This window comes from Lentisphaera profundi, from assembly GCF_028728065.1.
Classification (GTDB): Bacteria; Verrucomicrobiota; Lentisphaeria; order Lentisphaerales; family Lentisphaeraceae; genus Lentisphaera; species Lentisphaera profundi.
The window spans coordinates 1,437,415-1,454,214 of sequence record NZ_CP117811.1 but is presented as its reverse complement, the minus strand read 5'-3'; the positions used below and the strand labels follow the sequence as shown (position 1 = coordinate 1,454,214).

At 39.7% G+C, this 16,800-nt stretch carries 13 protein-coding genes; 7 read left to right on the top strand and 6 right to left on the bottom strand.

The annotated features are described in order from the left end of the window. Nucleotides 1-27: 27 nt before the first annotated feature. Together PQO03_RS05785 and PQO03_RS05780 are read right to left on the bottom strand one after the other, a co-directional pair. Nucleotides 28-996 (bottom strand): Gfo/Idh/MocA family protein, encoded by a 969-nt coding sequence (locus PQO03_RS05785; RefSeq protein WP_274148601.1) that lies wholly within the window; start codon nucleotides 994-996, stop codon nucleotides 28-30. Continuing rightward, on the bottom strand, nucleotides 996-2,822 hold the full coding sequence (locus PQO03_RS05780; RefSeq protein WP_274148599.1) for a glycoside hydrolase family 2 TIM barrel-domain containing protein: 1,827 nt from the start codon (nucleotides 2,820-2,822) through the stop codon (nucleotides 996-998). The genes PQO03_RS05785 and PQO03_RS05780 overlap by 1 nt, the downstream gene beginning before the upstream one ends. 181 nt (nucleotides 2,823-3,003) lie before the next feature. Here PQO03_RS05780 and PQO03_RS05775 point away from each other — a divergent pair, with 181 nt between their 5' ends. Next, nucleotides 3,004-4,599 carry a glycoside hydrolase family 43 protein gene (locus tag PQO03_RS05775; protein WP_274148597.1) on the top strand — a complete coding sequence of 532 codons (1,596 nt, stop codon included), beginning with the start codon at nucleotides 3,004-3,006 and terminating at the stop codon, nucleotides 4,597-4,599. A gap of 18 nt (nucleotides 4,600-4,617) precedes the next feature. Continuing rightward, nucleotides 4,618-5,007, top strand: a complete 390-nt coding sequence (locus PQO03_RS05770; RefSeq protein WP_274148595.1) for an RbsD/FucU domain-containing protein — start codon at nucleotides 4,618-4,620, stop codon at nucleotides 5,005-5,007. A 4-nt stretch (nucleotides 5,008-5,011) separates the two neighbouring features. Here PQO03_RS05770 and PQO03_RS05765 read toward each other — a convergent pair whose 3' ends face one another. Beyond that, the gene (locus PQO03_RS05765) at nucleotides 5,012-5,623 is read right to left on the bottom strand and encodes a ThuA domain-containing protein (RefSeq protein WP_274151817.1); all 612 of its coding nucleotides are present in this window, start codon (nucleotides 5,621-5,623) and stop codon (nucleotides 5,012-5,014) included. 536 nt (nucleotides 5,624-6,159) lie between these two features. Between PQO03_RS05765 and PQO03_RS05760 the strand changes: the two genes are divergently transcribed. The 5 genes from PQO03_RS05760 (at nucleotide 6,160) to PQO03_RS05740 (ending at nucleotide 9,891) form a co-directional block, all read left to right on the top strand. Then, nucleotides 6,160-6,726, top strand: coding sequence for an ATPase (locus tag PQO03_RS05760; RefSeq protein ID WP_274148592.1), 567 nt, complete (start codon nucleotides 6,160-6,162; stop codon nucleotides 6,724-6,726). A gap of 2 nt (nucleotides 6,727-6,728) precedes the next feature. Beyond that, complete coding sequence (locus tag PQO03_RS05755) at nucleotides 6,729-6,926, top strand: hypothetical protein (protein ID WP_274148590.1); 198 nt, start codon at nucleotides 6,729-6,731, stop codon at nucleotides 6,924-6,926. Between the two features lie 570 nt (nucleotides 6,927-7,496). After that, nucleotides 7,497-8,225 carry a glucosamine-6-phosphate deaminase gene (gene nagB / locus PQO03_RS05750; RefSeq protein ID WP_274148588.1) on the top strand — a complete coding sequence of 243 codons (729 nt, stop codon included), beginning with the start codon at nucleotides 7,497-7,499 and terminating at the stop codon, nucleotides 8,223-8,225. 12 nt (nucleotides 8,226-8,237) lie between these two features. Next, entirely contained in the window at nucleotides 8,238-9,233 is a 996-nt protein-coding gene (locus PQO03_RS05745; protein ID WP_274148586.1) for a hydroxyacid dehydrogenase, read from the top strand. A 7-nt stretch (nucleotides 9,234-9,240) separates the two neighbouring features. Beyond that, nucleotides 9,241-9,891 (top strand): ThuA domain-containing protein, encoded by a 651-nt coding sequence (locus PQO03_RS05740; protein ID WP_274148584.1) that lies wholly within the window; start codon nucleotides 9,241-9,243, stop codon nucleotides 9,889-9,891. Between the two features lie 113 nt (nucleotides 9,892-10,004). On the opposite strand, the gene PQO03_RS05735 is transcribed toward PQO03_RS05740, so the two are convergent. The 3 genes from PQO03_RS05735 to PQO03_RS05725 form a co-directional block, all read right to left on the bottom strand. Beyond that, nucleotides 10,005-11,978 carry a serine/threonine-protein kinase gene (locus PQO03_RS05735; protein ID WP_274148582.1) on the bottom strand — a complete coding sequence of 658 codons (1,974 nt, stop codon included), beginning with the start codon at nucleotides 11,976-11,978 and terminating at the stop codon, nucleotides 10,005-10,007. A gap of 419 nt (nucleotides 11,979-12,397) precedes the next feature. Continuing rightward, nucleotides 12,398-13,606 (bottom strand): SGNH/GDSL hydrolase family protein, encoded by a 1,209-nt coding sequence (locus PQO03_RS05730; protein WP_274148581.1) that lies wholly within the window; start codon nucleotides 13,604-13,606, stop codon nucleotides 12,398-12,400. Between the two features lie 61 nt (nucleotides 13,607-13,667). Further along, nucleotides 13,668-16,790, bottom strand: a complete 3,123-nt coding sequence (locus PQO03_RS05725) for a polysaccharide lyase family 8 super-sandwich domain-containing protein (RefSeq protein ID WP_274148579.1) — start codon at nucleotides 16,788-16,790, stop codon at nucleotides 13,668-13,670. Nucleotides 16,791-16,800: the final 10 nt, after the last annotated feature.

The following is a 16,800-nucleotide window of genomic DNA, read 5'->3' as shown; positions in this document are numbered from 1 at the left end:
CCATTAGTCAATAACTAAGGACAAAGATTAAGTGATTTTATTGAAAAACTTAGCCCTGATCATCCAGCGCGTCGGGCTGAGTTCTTCTTCTAGTGAGAGAAGCATTTTGCGACCTTCGCAAATCTCTTTGATAAACTCAGCCAAAAAGTCTGGCTTTTCATCCGACAAATCCAAGTCACCAAAATCCTTATCGCCGATAATCATGCGTGTCCGTCTCCCAGCATCACAACTTTCAATCATTCCCTTTGTTCCAAAGATCCTTAGCATTTCATTTCCCCAGCTACCCATTCCAGGGTTATGAAGGTAATTAGCTATACAGGAATAAAGTCCTCCATTCTCAAGCCTACCGCTGAAATTAGCTGCCATTTTTAGCTCTGAGTTTTTGCGGACTTCGCCAAGTGTACTTGTTTGGCAATGAATATCTTTGATCTTTTGCTCAGCCACATGCTCCACAAAACGTACGGCATGGACACCAACTTGAGCTACTAGACCTCCATCCACTTTTTCGTTCCGAGGTCGCCAATCTGCATAGGGATAGGATTTCTGAGCAAGAACCTGAACCACTTCTCCAATCTGGCCACTTTGCACAATCTTGCGCATGGACCAATAAGGTTCTTCCCAAAGCGTACCCGCCATTTCATGAAAAATTGCCTTTGACTTTGCAGCGCTCGCAATAATTCTATCTAAATCTTTTTCACTTAGAGCACAGGGTTTTTCTGCATAGACATGTATGCCTTTATCTAAAGCGCGCACAGCTAAATCAGCCTGTTCTGAACGATATTCTGAACATAAACTAATCATCTCCACACCATAGTCGTGGATCATTTTTTCATAATCATTTTCAAGCTTGGCTTCAGAGTACTTTTTCAAAAGATCTCTTTCTGCGGACTCCGCAATAGAACCAATTACCACAAGCTCAAACTCTGGGTATAATTCTAGATCATTGTGAATCTGGTGACCATTATCGCCCCAAAGAGCTAACTTAATTTTCTTCACTAATCATTAAACCTTTTTCGTAGCTTGGTGATTTCTGCTTGAACGACGTCAAAGACATGTTTCTTTTTATAATTATTATCCAACATGCCATAGGCAAAGGTTCCCGTCCCACGATTATACCAACGCCAATGCATAGGCACACGACAATCCATCAAAGCCCAAGGCACATAACCAACAATTTCCTCATGCTCATGGTAGGTAGCATAGGCCTCTCGCAAGATTGTCTCATGACGAACTGGATGACCAAGGTCGGTTTCCGGTCTATCAGTTTCCTCTGTAGTTGACATGGAACCAAACTCCGTAATCATAAGTGGCTTATTAAAGCGCTTGAGCATATCTACAAATTTCTGTGTCGCAATGGGGTTATCTCCTGGATTGGAAACATAGAGATTCGCCCCCAAAACATCCATCAATTCATAAAACTCGTCAGGATGGCCTGGATGCCAACTTTCTTTGGCCATTTCCGTGTCAAAGTGATCTCCTGCATCTGGAGTCCAGTCCTTATTGGCTTCAGTTTTCCTGTGACCTGAGTCAGCTGAACTGATTAGGCGACTTGGATCGAGTTCGCGAATTTGTGCACATGCTTTCGTCCAGTAGGGATAATTGCCTGTCGTTAAGTCGCTATTTGAACCCGCCGCAGTTCCATCTCCAGCACATTCATTGGAAACTGACCAAAAAATCAAAGATGCTCTATTCCAGTCGCGTAATACAGCCTCCCTCATCATCCCAAGTGCTTTACTCAATTGAGGCTCTTGATGTACATTAGGTAACCAATATACAGGAACTTCTTCCCACCAAAGCATGCCGGCGCGATCCATCGCCTTGCCAAACTCTTCGGCATAAGGATAATGCGCACATCGCAAAAAGTTACAACCCAATTCACGTGCTTTTTCAAGCATCAGCTCTATACCCTCAGCTGTGGGAACGCGACCTGTATCAGGGAATTCAGAGTGGACTGCGACACCATAGAGGCGAATTTCTTCTCCATTGAGAAGAATTTTCTCACCCTCAGTTTTGATTTCGCGATAGCCAATCTCATCGTTTAGTTCTTCTGTGGCAGTCACAATACTCGTATTATAGAGCTTCGGATTTTCTTGGTCCCAAAGTTCAATCTGTGAAGGCTCTAAAACAAATTCAAATTTTTCTTTTTCGCCGACTTTTGCAGAAGCCTTATGACTCAAAGCCAATTCATCAATTTTAAACTCGTAATCCAAAGTCGTTTCACCTTCAGTTGACTGCGCAAATATCTCAACCTGAATTTTAACCTTGTCATCTTCTAAAACTGTCTGAGTTCTAAAATTCTCTATATAGCTCTTTGGCACAAAAATAATTCTAACCGAACCCGTGAGACCACCGTCATTATTCCAATCGGTGCGAATGCCAGGTACGCGATCCTCCTGCATGAAATTATCGATCAGCACAAATATACGATTATTGCCTTCTTGAAGTAAATCTGTCACCTTAAATTGAAAAGGGGAATAAGCCCATTCGTGATTCCCAACGTGTTCACCATTGAGATAAACTTCTGAGCGGTATGTTGCACTATCTATACATAAAAAGGCTTCATGTCCCTCGGGAATTTCATCAACTGCAAAATCGCGGGCATAATTAGCGTGACCGTCGTACCATTTAAGCTCCTCAAATTCCTTTTTCCAAGTTGACGGTACCTGTGTATCCCACATGCCATCCATATTGAAGCAAGGGAAAAAACCTGAATTATCCCCTTCTTGTTTCCACCAGGATTGCTGTCTGCAACGTTGGTAAGGATCTGGATTAAACTTCCAAGTTCCATTAAGGTCGATAAACGAATTTCGAGTTTTAAACATAGTAATAATTCCTTTTTAACTTGACTTATGCATCATCAATTAAGTCTACTTTAAAATCTATAATAATAAATATAGAATACTATATAACATACAAAATGATTTGACAATGTACTTTAATGTATTTTATTAAAATAATAAAAAGCCGTTCTTCAATAGATAAAACCAAAAGCACATCAATCCCATGATTACAAAATATAAAAACCCTATCCTCCCAGGTTTCTACCCCGACCCAAGTGTTTGCCGAGTTGGCGATACCTTTTACATGGTAACAAGCACTTTCGAATACTTTCCTGGTGTACCTATTTTTAAAAGTAAAAACCTTATTGATTGGGAACAAGTCGGCCATTGCCTCACCCGTCAAAGTCAGCTCGATCTAATTAACTGTAAAGCATCGGGTGGTATCTATGCCCCGACTATTCGTTACCATGAAGGACTTTTCTACATGGTGACTACGGATACAACTGGCATCGGCAATTTTTACGTCACTGCAGAGGATCCTGCTGGAGATTGGTCCGACCCCATAAAAGTTCCTCAAGGTGGAATCGATCCATCTCTCTTCTGGGATGATGATGGTAAATGTTACTTTGCATCTAATTACCTACACTGGAACAATCGACAAGGCGTATACTTAAGGGAAATGAACCCTAAGACTGGTGAGTTACTTGGAGATGAACCGACCTTCATGTGGGGTGGCACAGGTGGAAAATACCCAGAAGCGCCACATACCTACAAGAAAAACAATTGGTATTACCTCATAATAGCAGAAGGTGGCACCGAGTTCACTCACGCTGTCACCATGGCTCGTGCTAAAGAAATAACTGGCCCTTATGAACCCTGTCCGCACAATCCAATTTTAAGCCATAGAGGAAGCTCTCTTCCCATTCAGTCAACGGGGCATGCTGAGCTTTTTGAAGACCAAAATGGTCAATGGTGGATGGTCTGCCTCGGCGTCCGTCACTCCCAATACCCATTTATCCACCACCTTGGCCGCGAAACTTATCTCGCTCCAGTGAATTGGGATGGTGAATGGCCACAAATCCAAGGGGATTTCCTTCAGCTTTGTATGGATGTCCCACAACTCCTGCCCGCTCCAGTCGCCAAACAAAATAAGTTTGAATACACCGACAACTTTGCTGATCACGAACTCGATCTCGGCTGGAACTTTAGACGTAACCCAATCCCAGGGAGCTGGTCACTTGAAAGTCAGGGCCTGCGCCTCAAATGTTTAAAGCCTGCGCTTGATTCAAACCATCAACTCAGTTGGATTGGGCGCCGTCAACAGCATTTTGATAGTCAAACTGAAATCAATATGAGCTTTGACCCTAAAAACTTAGAGGAAGCCGGCTTAAGCGTAGGTATGAATGAAAATCATTGGCACGCAATTGCGATACACGCAATAGATGGCAAACGATTCATAACTTTGAAACGCGCTCTCGGATCTATACGTCTTGAAGTTAATTCAGTACAAATCCCTGCAGGTGGAGAAGTAAAGCTAAAAATCATTAGCAATGATATTTGGTACATATTCTCCGCGGAAATTCAGGGCAAAACTTACGAACTTGGTCAAGCTGAAGTCCGCCATATAGCTACAGAAGTAGCAGGTGGTTTTACGGGCGTCTACACAGCCCTCTACGCAAGTTCAAATGGTGCGAAATCCGCAAACTCAGCTCTCTTTCACAGCTTTAGCTACAAAGACATTTCAACTCGTGCCCATGATGATCGCTCTATAGTTAGTATGGTTAATCCAGACCTAGTGGCTACTAACATTGCTTTATAATTTCAATTAGGACCGAAAATGTTTAATCACGACCTACTCAACCCTGCACTTCATGAACTACTCATGCGTGTTCGCCACACCAACACAATCATCATCTCCGACAAAGGCTTTCCTTTCTGGCCGGCGATCGAAACTATTGATATCTCTTTAGCAGACGATCAGCCCTCTGTACTGCATGTTCTCAAAGTCATCTTACCCCACTTTACTGTAGGCAAATGCTGGATGGCCGAACAATTTAATTCATGGAATGAAGAAGACATTAAAAATTCTTTTAATGAAGTCCTCAAAGACATATCAAGGGAGTTCGAAGATCATGATGAGTTTAAAAAACGCGTACCGCGAGCTATTGGCTTAATTCGTACTGGTGGCACAGCTTCTTACTCAAATATCATACTCGAAAGCGCCTAAACTTTTATTCAACTAAAAACTTTATCGCATTAGTTAATAGTAACCGCATTTCAGGGAATTTTTTATACTCGATGGGATCATGTCCCAAGCTTGAATAAAAGACTCTCCCTTTCCCCCATCTTTTTACCCACGCAACCGGCATTTCAACCTCCTGATTTTCATAAATATAAGCAGTCTCAGCCTCTATAGACGGATCGACTAACATATAATACTGCTCAGTATTGACGATAAACTTTGTAGGAATTCCCGAACAAGTAGCATGATCTTTTTGAGTAAGCCTTACTTCGTATTCACCTACGTAAGGGTGACCAAGAAATTGACCTCCAATCATCCACTGATAATTTAGACTGGAACGAAAAGCATCTCCCGCGCCTACATGAACACGCACTAAGTTTACACCTAATCTCACTACCTCAATAAGATTGTTTTCCTGTTCCTCCGTGATCTCGCCCATAGTCCCATTTGGCATAATTAGATCAAACCTTTTAAGGTAATTTAAATCGCCGAAAAAATCTAAAGTTCGACTATGAACAACCTCCATTCCCCGTTTATGAAAGTGTCCCTCAAAAAAATCGGCAAATTCATATGGCTTATGACCTGACCATCCAACTGACAGTATGAAAAAAATTTCATCGCTAAATACCGAAGAAATTTATTTGCAGTAACGTATCTTGATTAACTTAAATAAAACAGCTTCCTTCTGATGTTTCTTAATTTAAAAGGAAAAGTTTCATCAGTCAGATAATATTTTTGAAACGAGCTTAACTGCACTACTAGAACAATTCTAAAACTTGCTTACTCCACAAAAGTATGATTAAACATCGACGACTTCCCCTCTTCAAATAATGAGGTCATTCAACATTAGTCAGGTGATGGACAAAATAGCCAAAAAGCTTGCAAAACTAAATATGATTATTTAATCACAGTTAGAGTCTACTTCATTTGCTAACAAACTTATATATATTTACACACAATTAGACACGCTTTAGCTACATAGCTTCAGATTGATTAGGTGGATTGACTTGGAGTGTCGCTTCACTCCCTTGCCTATAAAACCACACAGATCAAGGCTTAGACTAAAAAATAAGCCGATCTATATTTTCTTTAAACTTAGTGTAATGTAAACAAAAAAATCTAAAATAGAATTTAATAATGAGTAAATTATATATTGTTTCGGGTGCTAACGGTTCTGGAAAAACTACTTTTTCAAAAAAGCTAACACAAGAGTTAAATATCTATTTTTTAAATGCAGACGAAATAGCGAAAGAAATTGACCCCCACAATACTACTGGTGGGGAAGTAGCGGCAGGTAAAATATTTTTTAAAAGACTACAAAAACTGCTTAAAGAAAATGAGTCTTTTGTTTTAGAATCTACACTATCTGGTAAATACCTAGAAAAAATCATCTCTAAAGCAAAAGAGAATGGTTATTCAATTGAATTAATTTACATTTTTTTAGAAAACCCGACAGTTTGCATAGAACGAATTAAGGAACGAGTTCTTAATGGAGGACATCACGTTCCTGATCAAGCTGTAATAAGAAGGTTTTATCGAAGTAAAAACAACTTTTGGAACATATATAAAAATGTTTCTGACAGGTGGTTCCTAATTTATAATTCTGAATTAATATTTAAAGAATTTTGTATAGGATCTAAAGATAATTACACAATCAACGACAACTCAATTTTTAACGATTTTATGAAAGACGTGGAGTTATAATTATGAATAAAATAAATGATCTAGAGCTATACCAAGAAGCATTCTTATTTCAAAAAATTGGTAATGAAGCTGTAAAAGAAGCTATACAAAATAACGTAAAGAAAAATATTGCATCTGTATTCTCTAAAGATGGAAAAATTTACTACAAATTACCTTCTGGAGAAATCACTCAAAACAGTCCCTTCATTACCAAAACATAATTCTAGATTCTGTACTTCTAGTATCAAACTTTAAATTGGTACAGTAAGACAAAAAAAGGTTGCAAAACTACCCAAAAAGGGAGCAGTTTCTTGCTTAGATGATTGTCTGGGGGACATGATGTCGCAGGTTCAAATCCTGTCGTTCCGACTCTAGTAATCAAGCACTTACAGCAATGTAAGTGCTTTTTTTTGGCTCAAAAAAAAGCTTGCAAAACTCAATATGATTATTTAATCACATTTAGAGTCTACTTCATTTGCTAACAAACTAACGTAATAGAAAGACTAATCCAAAAAAGGATTTAACAAGAAAGACATCATTTAAGACACTCCTTATTCCATGATCACTTATCTTATCACTAGTCACTCTAAAATCATTAATTCATAAGACTTCAATAAGCAACATTTGTTCATTAATTACTTCTCGGGAATAATTATGTTTCATATCAAAGATGATTATTTTTGCTAAAGCTATAGAAAAAAAATCACATTACTAATGTAAGTAAGTGTCACATTGGGCTCTTTTCATTGGTATCTCCCTAATAATCAATTTTTGAATTCAAGGAGATACGCGTGAAACTTCATATCTGCGATAATAAGTCCAGTGCTGAAAAAGCCTGTGCTGAAATTTTCATTAAGCATCTACAATCTAATCCTAAGGCAAATCTAGGCCTTGCTACTGGTGGCACCCCCGTCATCGTCTATAATTTTTTAGTCAAAGCTTTTCACTTTAGCCAGATTAGTTTTCGACATATCAAAACTTTTAATCTCGATGAATACCTCGGGATTCATGCTCTCCATGCCCAGAGCTATCGCTCATTCATGAAAAAACACCTTTTTGATCATGTCGACATCCTTCCACTCAATTGTTTCTTCCCCTGCGAAGAAATCAATTATGATGAAGCCATAAAACTCAATGGTGGCATTGATATACAACTGCTGGGCCTCGGAACAAATGGCCATATCGCTTTCAACGAACCGGGAAGCTCTTTTGATTCTAGCACACGCAAAGTAAAGCTCAGTGATCAAACCCTTCGAGATAATAAACGCTTCTTTCAAGCTGGTGAATTTCAGCCTGATACCGCAATCTCTATGGGGATAAAATCAATCATCAATGCCAAAGAGATCATCATGCTGGTCACAGGTGAACATAAAGCTAAAGCTTTACAGCAATTAATCGAAGGAAATATCACGGAAAAATTTCCTGCGTCAATCCTTCAGGCCCATAGTAATATTACCATTGTAGCTGACCTCAATGCTGCATCACTCTTAAGCGAAACAGCCGAACTTATCGGCTGCTAAAAGGAGATAAAAATGAAAGCTGCTTTTTTTAATAATGGAAATCGTCTTTTCGATGTTTATGCCAATGGAAGAAAAGAAATCATTGAAAAAGAATTCGAACTCTTCCCTCAAATCATCACCTCAGAAAACTTTGCAGAGAATGCTGAACTGCTCAAAGAAGTAGAAGTTATTTTCACTACCTGGGGCATGCCCGCCTGTACTGCCGAACAATTGGCCAAATTACCCAATCTCAAATTGCTCATGCATGCTGCGGGTAGTACCAAATCTTTTGCTCAGCCTTTTCTTGAAGCGGGCGTACGGGTTTTTTGTGCCGCCGAATCTAATAGCATCCCCGTGGCCGAATTTTGTTTAGCGCAAATTCTTTTGGCCTCAAAAGGCTTTTTTCAAAATATTCTCGATACCAAGAGGATGCGCAATAACGATCATTTTGGCGGTGCCTATAAAGGCAAAGGGGCTTATGGCGAAAAAATCGCCTTCATCAGTGTCGGTAAAATCACGAAACACACCATGGAACTTTTAAGTCCCTTTCACTTTGATAAATTAGCCGTTTCGCGTTCTTTAAGCGATAGCTACTGCCAAGAGAATAGTATCTCAAAAGTGACTATGGAAGAAGCTTTTGAACAAGCCTACATCATTAGTAATCACCTCCCTGATCGTGATGATAACATTGGCATCATCAACTATGATTTACTGAGCCAAATGCGCTATGGAGCTACTTTTATCAACACCGGCCGTGGTGCTCAAGTCAATGAAGATGATCTTATTCGGGTCATGAAAGAACGCCCTGATCTCTGTGCTTTGCTCGATGTCACTCACCCTGAGCCCTCCTCTCCCAATTCGGAATTATTTGATCTCCCCAATGTACATATGAGTTCCCATCTTGCGGGCTCCATTAATGATGAGTACGTACGCATGGCTGATTTTGTTATTGAACAAGTTAAGAATTGGCAAAACAACAAAGAGCTTTCTGGTGAAGTTAGCTTAGAAGAATTAGCTTATTTAGCCTAGGAAAAATATGATTTTATTTTTAGCAGACAATCACTACAATGCCTTCAGTGGCAAAAATATTCACGGCGAAATAGAAAATGATTACGCCATCGATTTTAGCGAAGATGACTTTGCGAAGCTCGCAGATATAAACTCAGGCAAGTATCAATTACTGATGCTTCACATGATTGCGGGCACTTGCAATAATGATCACCCCGATCAAGCCTCACAAGATGCCCTCAAAACCTACTTAGAAAAGGGTGGCAACATGCTTTTGCTTCATGGTTCTAGTGCCGCTTTCTGGGAATGGGATTGGTGGAGAAAAATCGTTGGTCATCGCTGGGTACGTCGTGATGATCCGGATGGCTCAGAACAGTCGACTCATCCCGTGGAGCCCTATTCCGTTTCGCTTTGCAATGCCATTCATCCGCTCGCAAAAAAGCTCCAGCCCATGGATTTTGATACGGATGAAATCTATATCAATTTAGAACAAACTGCACCCACAATTGACCTCATGGAAACGTACTACGATAAAAAGCGCTACGTTCAGGCTTGGTCTTGTCCTACTCCATGGGGAGGAGAAATTATTGGCTTGCTTCCCGGTCATGCGCCTTCGGTGACCTCAAATCCTCAATTCTTGGCCAATTTAAAAACGATTATTAATTACCTTCAGCCATAATCCCACAAGCAACCCTGCTCACGATTACCCATTAAGCGGGGCTCAGCCCCTGAGTCGCCTGCGCTGCTAGCCAGGCTCCCTCAATTTTCCTAAAGTTAGCTCAAGGATTCAGCTTATTGATTACCTTCACTTTCAGTTCTTGCCAGTATCCCTTTATCTTTAAGTTTTTCTATGGATCTCTGGTCAAATGCTTGTAGATAACGCCAGGTATCAATTTCCAACTTTTCTAGGAAGGTATTATCAAGCATCTCCTTTAGATATAAAGCCTTGCCACCCTTAAAGACTAGGTGTTTGACTTTAACATGGACAAGGTCTTTGAAACTATAAATATTTGTATTGGATAAATCTAGGTAGTCGAGGGTCATGCCCCTAAGTTCGGGCACCTCAAAAACCTGTGTGTTTTTTAATTCTAGATGCCGTAACTGTTTCATACCACGCAAGCCACGTAACTCGTAAGATGAACTGTCATTCAATACCAATTTTTCAACTGGCAGGTTCATAAAAGGTCCAAATCGAGAGAAACCCGCGGACGCACTAAAATGAATTTTCCCTTGATGAATTTTTAAATCATAATGCTTCATTCCCGCATTTAAAATATTAATCGCTGCTTCGACCAGAGGTAAATGTTCTTCTAGTGAATTATAATGAGCGTTTCGTATCCACATCAGGTCTCGCACTATTTCATGTAATTGTTTCTTTCTCAATTCCTCAATGAGCACAAGCAAAAATTCATCACTCTCTTTATTTTTATAATCGCCAAGCTGATCTATTATTGCCAGTAGAGCTTCATTGCTTTGACGTGCATGTGGACGGGCTTCTTTGAGTTCACGGCGGGCCATGTGAATCTTCGCTTTCAACCAATGACTCTCTTTATTATCCTTTGATTGCAGTGCCAAAGAAACATTTCTCATTGCTAGATCAAATTCAAAGTTGACAATATTTGATTGCGCTAGACTATTATAGTGATCGACTGCTTTCTCGGCCACTTCTTTGCGTTTATAAATTTCTTCTTGCATTTGCACACTGAAAATCGAGCTAATTATAGAGAGTATTACCAAGCCAAACAAGATGACCATCGAGGTCGTCTTGTAGCGCTTGGTGAATAGACTGAAGCGCCCCCAATAACCTGGTGTGCCCGCCACGGTAGGATACGAGTGTTTATAGGCTTCAATATCTTGTATCAATTCATTAACCGATGAATAACGCTCGCACAAGTCAACTTGCATAGCTTTTTTAACGATCGCCTGTAAAATTCTCGGAACCTTCTGCGAGCTAATTTCTTGGAGTGCTGGTACTGTGCCAAGAAGCGTACGCTTTAACACATCATTTAACTCGACACCATCAAAAGGTCTCACAAGACCGAGCATATGATATAATAAGGCTCCTAGCGCATATACATCACTTTCTACTCCAATATCCTCACCCTTGATCTGTTCCGGTGATAAATACCCTGGACTACCCGTAAGTTTGGCCTCAAGTGTCTCCTCTAAATGATCCAATTCATGGGCTAGGCCCCAATCGCAAACTTGTACTTGGCCATAGGTACTCACTAAAATATTTTCAGGCTTCAAGTCGAGGTGGATAACACCCTGTGAGTGCGCGAAGGCAATAGCCTCACAAATTTTGATATAGATTGTAAGCCGTTTATTTAATGAATAATCTTTTTGGTAAGTCGCGTTATTTTCAGCTAGTTTCTTTAAGACCTCGCCCAAATCTTCACCCTGAATATACTTCATGGTATAAAAGGGAATATCATCATCATTGACACCAATCTCGTGCACGGGCACAATATTAGGGTGAGCCACTTTAGCCGTTATTCTGGCTTCACGAATAAAATTCCATAAGCTTTCATAATCTTGCTTATCTTTTAGTGGTATCGCCATGGCGATTTGGCGTTGAATCATTTGATCTGAGTGAACGGAAATTTCTTTCATTCCCCCCGCTGAAAGAGGCTTGCCGGCATCGTAGCGCCCTTCTAGCTGTAAGTCCCTTAAGTCATTGAGTAAAACCTTACCGCGCTCTTGTGGTTCTTGTATCGCACTTTGAAAAAGTGCTGAGATAACAGATTGTTTAGCTTTGTTTGACATTATAGAGTTATTTATCCCTGAGATATAGAATCTTACTTAATTGAATTTACTCGTGGCTATCCTTTTTACAAAATTTTGAACCCTTAGTGAATAAGAAACAGCAGTAATTTAATAGCATGCCATAGAGCTCTAGGTCAATAGGTTTTAGCCTCCTCGTAAAGTCATCTACAAGTAAGAAAAAGTACATTTATATAAGTCACCCTTAGAGTCATTTAACTCTAGCAGCCTGTCGGATTTCTCTCCGTTCGACTGCAAAACAGCTATACTTCGACGGATTATCACCCGAAAATCGTTAAATATGCCCGATATTCGCCTCATTTCGGATAATAAGCGACTTTGTTTAGCTCATTTTTCGCTGCGAAGCTCAAAGTCCGATAGGCTGCTAAGGGTCATCTCATCATTTGAGTCTTAAAAGACTCTCATATGTTTTGTGAACCACTAACTAAAGAAGCCTTAATTGTCTCCGCAATTATCTCCCCCATAAATTTCAAACCTTCCTGGTTTTGATGGATTCCATCCTTGTAATACTGATCATTTTCTTCTTTACTATTCGCCAAAAATCGACTCATCGTATCACAGAGAATTAAGTCATATTGCTTGCTAACTCTTTCGATTGCGGGCAAAAGGGGCTCTACTCTATTTTCGGAGATTCGCGTTTCTTTATCGACTCGTGGTACTCCATTAATAAGTAAAAATTCGCACTTACCATTTGTACTGTGATTTACCTTATTGATCAAATTCATGAGATGTTTTTCAAATACGAGATCATTAAAACCTGTTCCTTCTCCCATATTATTACAATCGTTGGCACCATACATTATGACGATAAGGTCTGGATTGGGAAGTTTTCTTAATGAACGCTCGAAGATAATTTCGCCACCTCTAGAAGTCTGGCCACCAATAGCGGCATTAACGACTTTTGCTTTCTTGCCCAAGAGCTGCATTGCATGATAAGTGTGACTCAATTCTTTACCGTGCTCAGTAATTGAATCACCTAAGAGTAAAATTTTCACGGGCTCATCATTGGCAAGTTTTCCTACAAAAGCATCGATGCCTTTTTTAATCGCTAGGTTTTTCACTTTTGGGGCCTGAACAAACTTAAAATTACGAATTGCAAAAGAATAATCAGGATGATTATAACGGTGATATTTAAAGCCGCGACCAAAACCCATATAAGTTAATGATTCCATTATTGGATGAATATTTTTCTCTGTCATTTTTGGCTTATTCCAAGGTTTTGCGTTCCTCGCAAACTCCTCAAAAGTAATAACTCGCTTTTGCCACTTCGTGGATGACAAGGGAAAAATAGCCTCGTGAGCATCTACCAAATTTTTGGACTCTGATAAAAAAACACTCGCAAAAAAGTCACTACCATCGCCTTTGAATTCAAAACTCACTGCATTGCCTGTACCATCCTGTTCACTAATAGCACGGCGTGCGTAAGAGACGACTGAGGTTTTTTTCTTTTTTAAGGCCTCAGGACCTGCAGATTTTAATGACAAAACCCCTTCAGCTTCATTTACCGTTAATTTATTTTCGCCTTTGATTACAATTGCTTCAAAATCAGCTGCAGTTAATAGGCTGCTAAATGCTGTTAGTACGGTGACAAACTTTAGTATTTTTTTCATAGTCTTTATCTCTTAAAGGTTAAATTTTCTTAGTTTAATTAAAATCATGCTTCTATTGAATTTATTTATTGAGCTCCAAATCATAGGATTCTCCATTTATGCAATTTAGACTTAATACAGTTTCATTATTGACGACAGATAGTTGAATCTTCATTTCAGGATTGTTGAGGCATTTGACCTTATTCCATACCCCTTTCAATCGTATGCTATGAGCTATTGACCTCTGATTTCCTGAAACTTTCTCTAGTTCAAGATTGAGCTGAGGGTCCGCTAAGCCTAAACGCATAAGTTCTGCTTCTTGACTCAGCATCAACAAGAGCGGATTTTTGCTCATTGTTAAGGGGCCTTTATTCAATTGACCGCCCTCTAAGACGACATAGCCAATAGTCTTATTATTTTTGACGATATGAGCTTTCTCATCCTTTTGCAAAACGGTGTAAAGTTCCCTTTTATTAAAGGCTTCATACTTTTCTAATTTTTCTTGCGGCAAAACGGTATATTCATAGCCTGCATCAAGGGGATTAATTCCATGGTCAATCCAGGCTGTACTTACATAGCCTTCTGAGATAATGTTTTTGGCTCTTGGGACGCGAGACTTCTGTAATCCTCGCTTGATGATAACATTACTTTCGAAAGGAATATAATAGCTATTGCCTGCAGGATCCGATATTGACACTGCCTTAGCTGCTAAAGGCGTTTCAGCAAATACACCTTGGCGTATTTTATGCGCACCATCTATATAAGTATCAAACACAAGATTTTGATCTTTCTTGTCATGATGATACTGAAAAAGCGTGGTAACTAAAGCTTGCTTCGCTCCGGAGAGCTTTATATTAGATCCCAAACAGACAATGAGATCCTCAAAAAAGAACCAGCTTTTATTACCCTTTAAATTCTTGAGAAGGTGTTTTTGACCTCCATTCAACTCTTGAAAATAAATCCCTGCTTTATTGAAATGGGCTAAACCACCACTGAGAGTCTCACCTTCAAATTTGAATTTTCCATGTGTGAGTTCTTGCTCTATCTGATCTGTCGTCATTTTTAATGTTGTTGCACCAGGATAAAGACTCCAATCCCATCCACCACCATTGAGTTTCAAGCCACTCTTTCCAGGACCTTCAGCTGAATACAATTGTAAAAAACCATTGTTTTGTTGCTGACCATAAATATTTGCAGCATTTTCTCTTCCTAAAAATATTTCACTCGTGGACACATCTTCATTAAAACCTCTTATGACTGCAGTGTAAGCTTTTCCATGCTGAACTAAAGTGGCCGCAAAGGGTCTGACATGTGTCCCCGATACGATATCATAGGCTTTAAGATCGGGCTTATTTAAGACTTCTTCACGAACATAAACTTGTAAATCTTTCGGTAAATCCTTTAAGCCAAAGGTATTTCTTTCTAAATAAGCTTTTAGGATAGGCTTAGCCCCTTTTACCCCGCTAACGGTAGCATAAGCTAAGATTTCCGCGTATAACTGTATATGACCGACTCCATTGCCGCGACTTCCCATGTAGGAACCCGCTCCCTTAGCTGTAAATAAATCGCCATAATAAGATATTATTCCTTGCGCAGTATCCTTCTCGAGTGCGGCAGGACTTCCCGCTAAAATATAATAATACTTCATATAACGATGCGCTGCAGCGTATCCGTAGCTATAGGTCATTTCCATACCGTGATGCCAAATCGAATAATCAGGCTTAACGATATGTGTGCGCTCGAGGGAATCGACTCCGGGAGTCATTGTCAAATTAATAATTTCTTGAAACTTGGTAAAATCATACAACTTACTCTTCTTGTCTTCTAAACTTGTTTGAGGCTGAAGATAAATAGCCACCATCAAGGTTTGCATATCTCCTAAAATCTTATCGGCATCCACAGGTTCTTTCTCTAGCGAATAAAGGTAATTATAACCGCACATCCATCGAATTTCCGCAGCTTCTCGACCTAAACGATCTTCGCCTATATAATCTTTCATTTTTATTAATGAATCAAGATAATTAGCGGCATTTTTAGCTTCGAACACACGATTCATCGTAGCACTACCAAAGGCATACCCCTTCTCACTTCTAAAGTCGAGATAAGATATATAGAGTTGCCCCCAGGACTCATCTCCCGTTTCAATAAACTTATCGGCGCAATAGGCTAAGGCTCCGTTAAGTTTACTTGAATGAATCCCCGGAAATCCTTTTAAACGATAATAACGTTCAACGATGTGACTGTAGATAGCCGGACCGTGAGTCTTACCTTTGGAGTCAGTTGATACTTTGGAAGAAAATTCACGATAGCCCTGGATAGCTTTACTTTTCTTTCCTATACCATTAGCGAGTACATCTTTGATCCGCTTCATGATCTGTTCCAAGGCCTGCTCATTATAAGTGAAATTTTGAAATTCCTGCACATCGCGCTCAAGTTTTAATGCAACCCAGGGAAAGTTATGACGATTTTCCAGACTATTGACGATTTCCGGGATTTGTAGGTTTCCCAAACAGCCATGTGGAATGCTTTTATCACTTACTTCCAAGTTATCAAAATAGAGCCTATCTGAACTTTTATTCATAGCTTGAAGGCGGATCGCGCTTATATGATGCTCACCTTTATTTTCTAGCGAAGTCGATTCACCATTCTTTAGCATCGAGCCGACTTCATCAAACTTAATCCATAGCGAACGCCAACCCGTGAAATTTAAGTGATAATCAACGATTTGATAAGTGCCTTGCGGATCATCAAACTGCTGCGCATCACCCGCTTGAATCTGTAGTTTACCACCAGCTTTTTCACTGTAAACCCAAACTCGGAATTCTTTTACATCTTCAGCAATACCAAGACCCGGCGTACTTTTATCTACTTGTAGAAAAGAATCTTGATGGCCTTCCCAAAGCAGTGCATTCTCACCATGCTGAAATACTTCTTTCGAAAGTTGTAATCGTGAGTTTTTATCACTACTCAGCCATGAAGGTAGCTCTGCAGTCTCAAAACTTTGAATTGCTGATTCAGTCACCTTACTTTGAATTGCTGATTCAGTGCCTTCACTTTGATCCTGAGTTATCTTACTTTGATTTGCTGATTCAGTGCCTTCACTTTGATGCTGAGCCACTGCTTGTTTTTTGTCTGGATTTTGACAGCCACAAGCCATCATTAACAGCGCAATCGATAGGCTGGATTTTATTTTATTTATGATCATATAAATTCCT

Excerpts from the sequence above, each read along its gene's own strand:
- PQO03_RS05770 (WP_274148595.1), top strand. The coding sequence starts at position 4,618 with ATGTTTAATCACGACCTACTCAACCCTGCACTTCATGAACTACTCATG.
- PQO03_RS05725 (WP_274148579.1), bottom strand. The coding sequence starts at position 16,790 with ATGATCATAAATAAAATAAAATCCAGCCTATCGATTGCGCTGTTAATG.
- PQO03_RS05760 (WP_274148592.1), top strand. The coding sequence starts at position 6,160 with ATGAGTAAATTATATATTGTTTCGGGTGCTAACGGTTCTGGAAAAACT.
- PQO03_RS05745 (WP_274148586.1), top strand. The coding sequence starts at position 8,238 with ATGAAAGCTGCTTTTTTTAATAATGGAAATCGTCTTTTCGATGTTTAT.
- PQO03_RS05755 (WP_274148590.1), top strand. The coding sequence starts at position 6,729 with ATGAATAAAATAAATGATCTAGAGCTATACCAAGAAGCATTCTTATTT.
- PQO03_RS05730 (WP_274148581.1), bottom strand. The coding sequence starts at position 13,606 with ATGAAAAAAATACTAAAGTTTGTCACCGTACTAACAGCATTTAGCAGC.
- PQO03_RS05735 (WP_274148582.1), bottom strand. The coding sequence starts at position 11,978 with ATGTCAAACAAAGCTAAACAATCTGTTATCTCAGCACTTTTTCAAAGT.
- PQO03_RS05775 (WP_274148597.1), top strand. The coding sequence starts at position 3,004 with ATGATTACAAAATATAAAAACCCTATCCTCCCAGGTTTCTACCCCGAC.
- PQO03_RS05740 (WP_274148584.1), top strand. The coding sequence starts at position 9,241 with ATGATTTTATTTTTAGCAGACAATCACTACAATGCCTTCAGTGGCAAA.
- PQO03_RS05780 (WP_274148599.1), bottom strand. The coding sequence starts at position 2,822 with ATGTTTAAAACTCGAAATTCGTTTATCGACCTTAATGGAACTTGGAAG.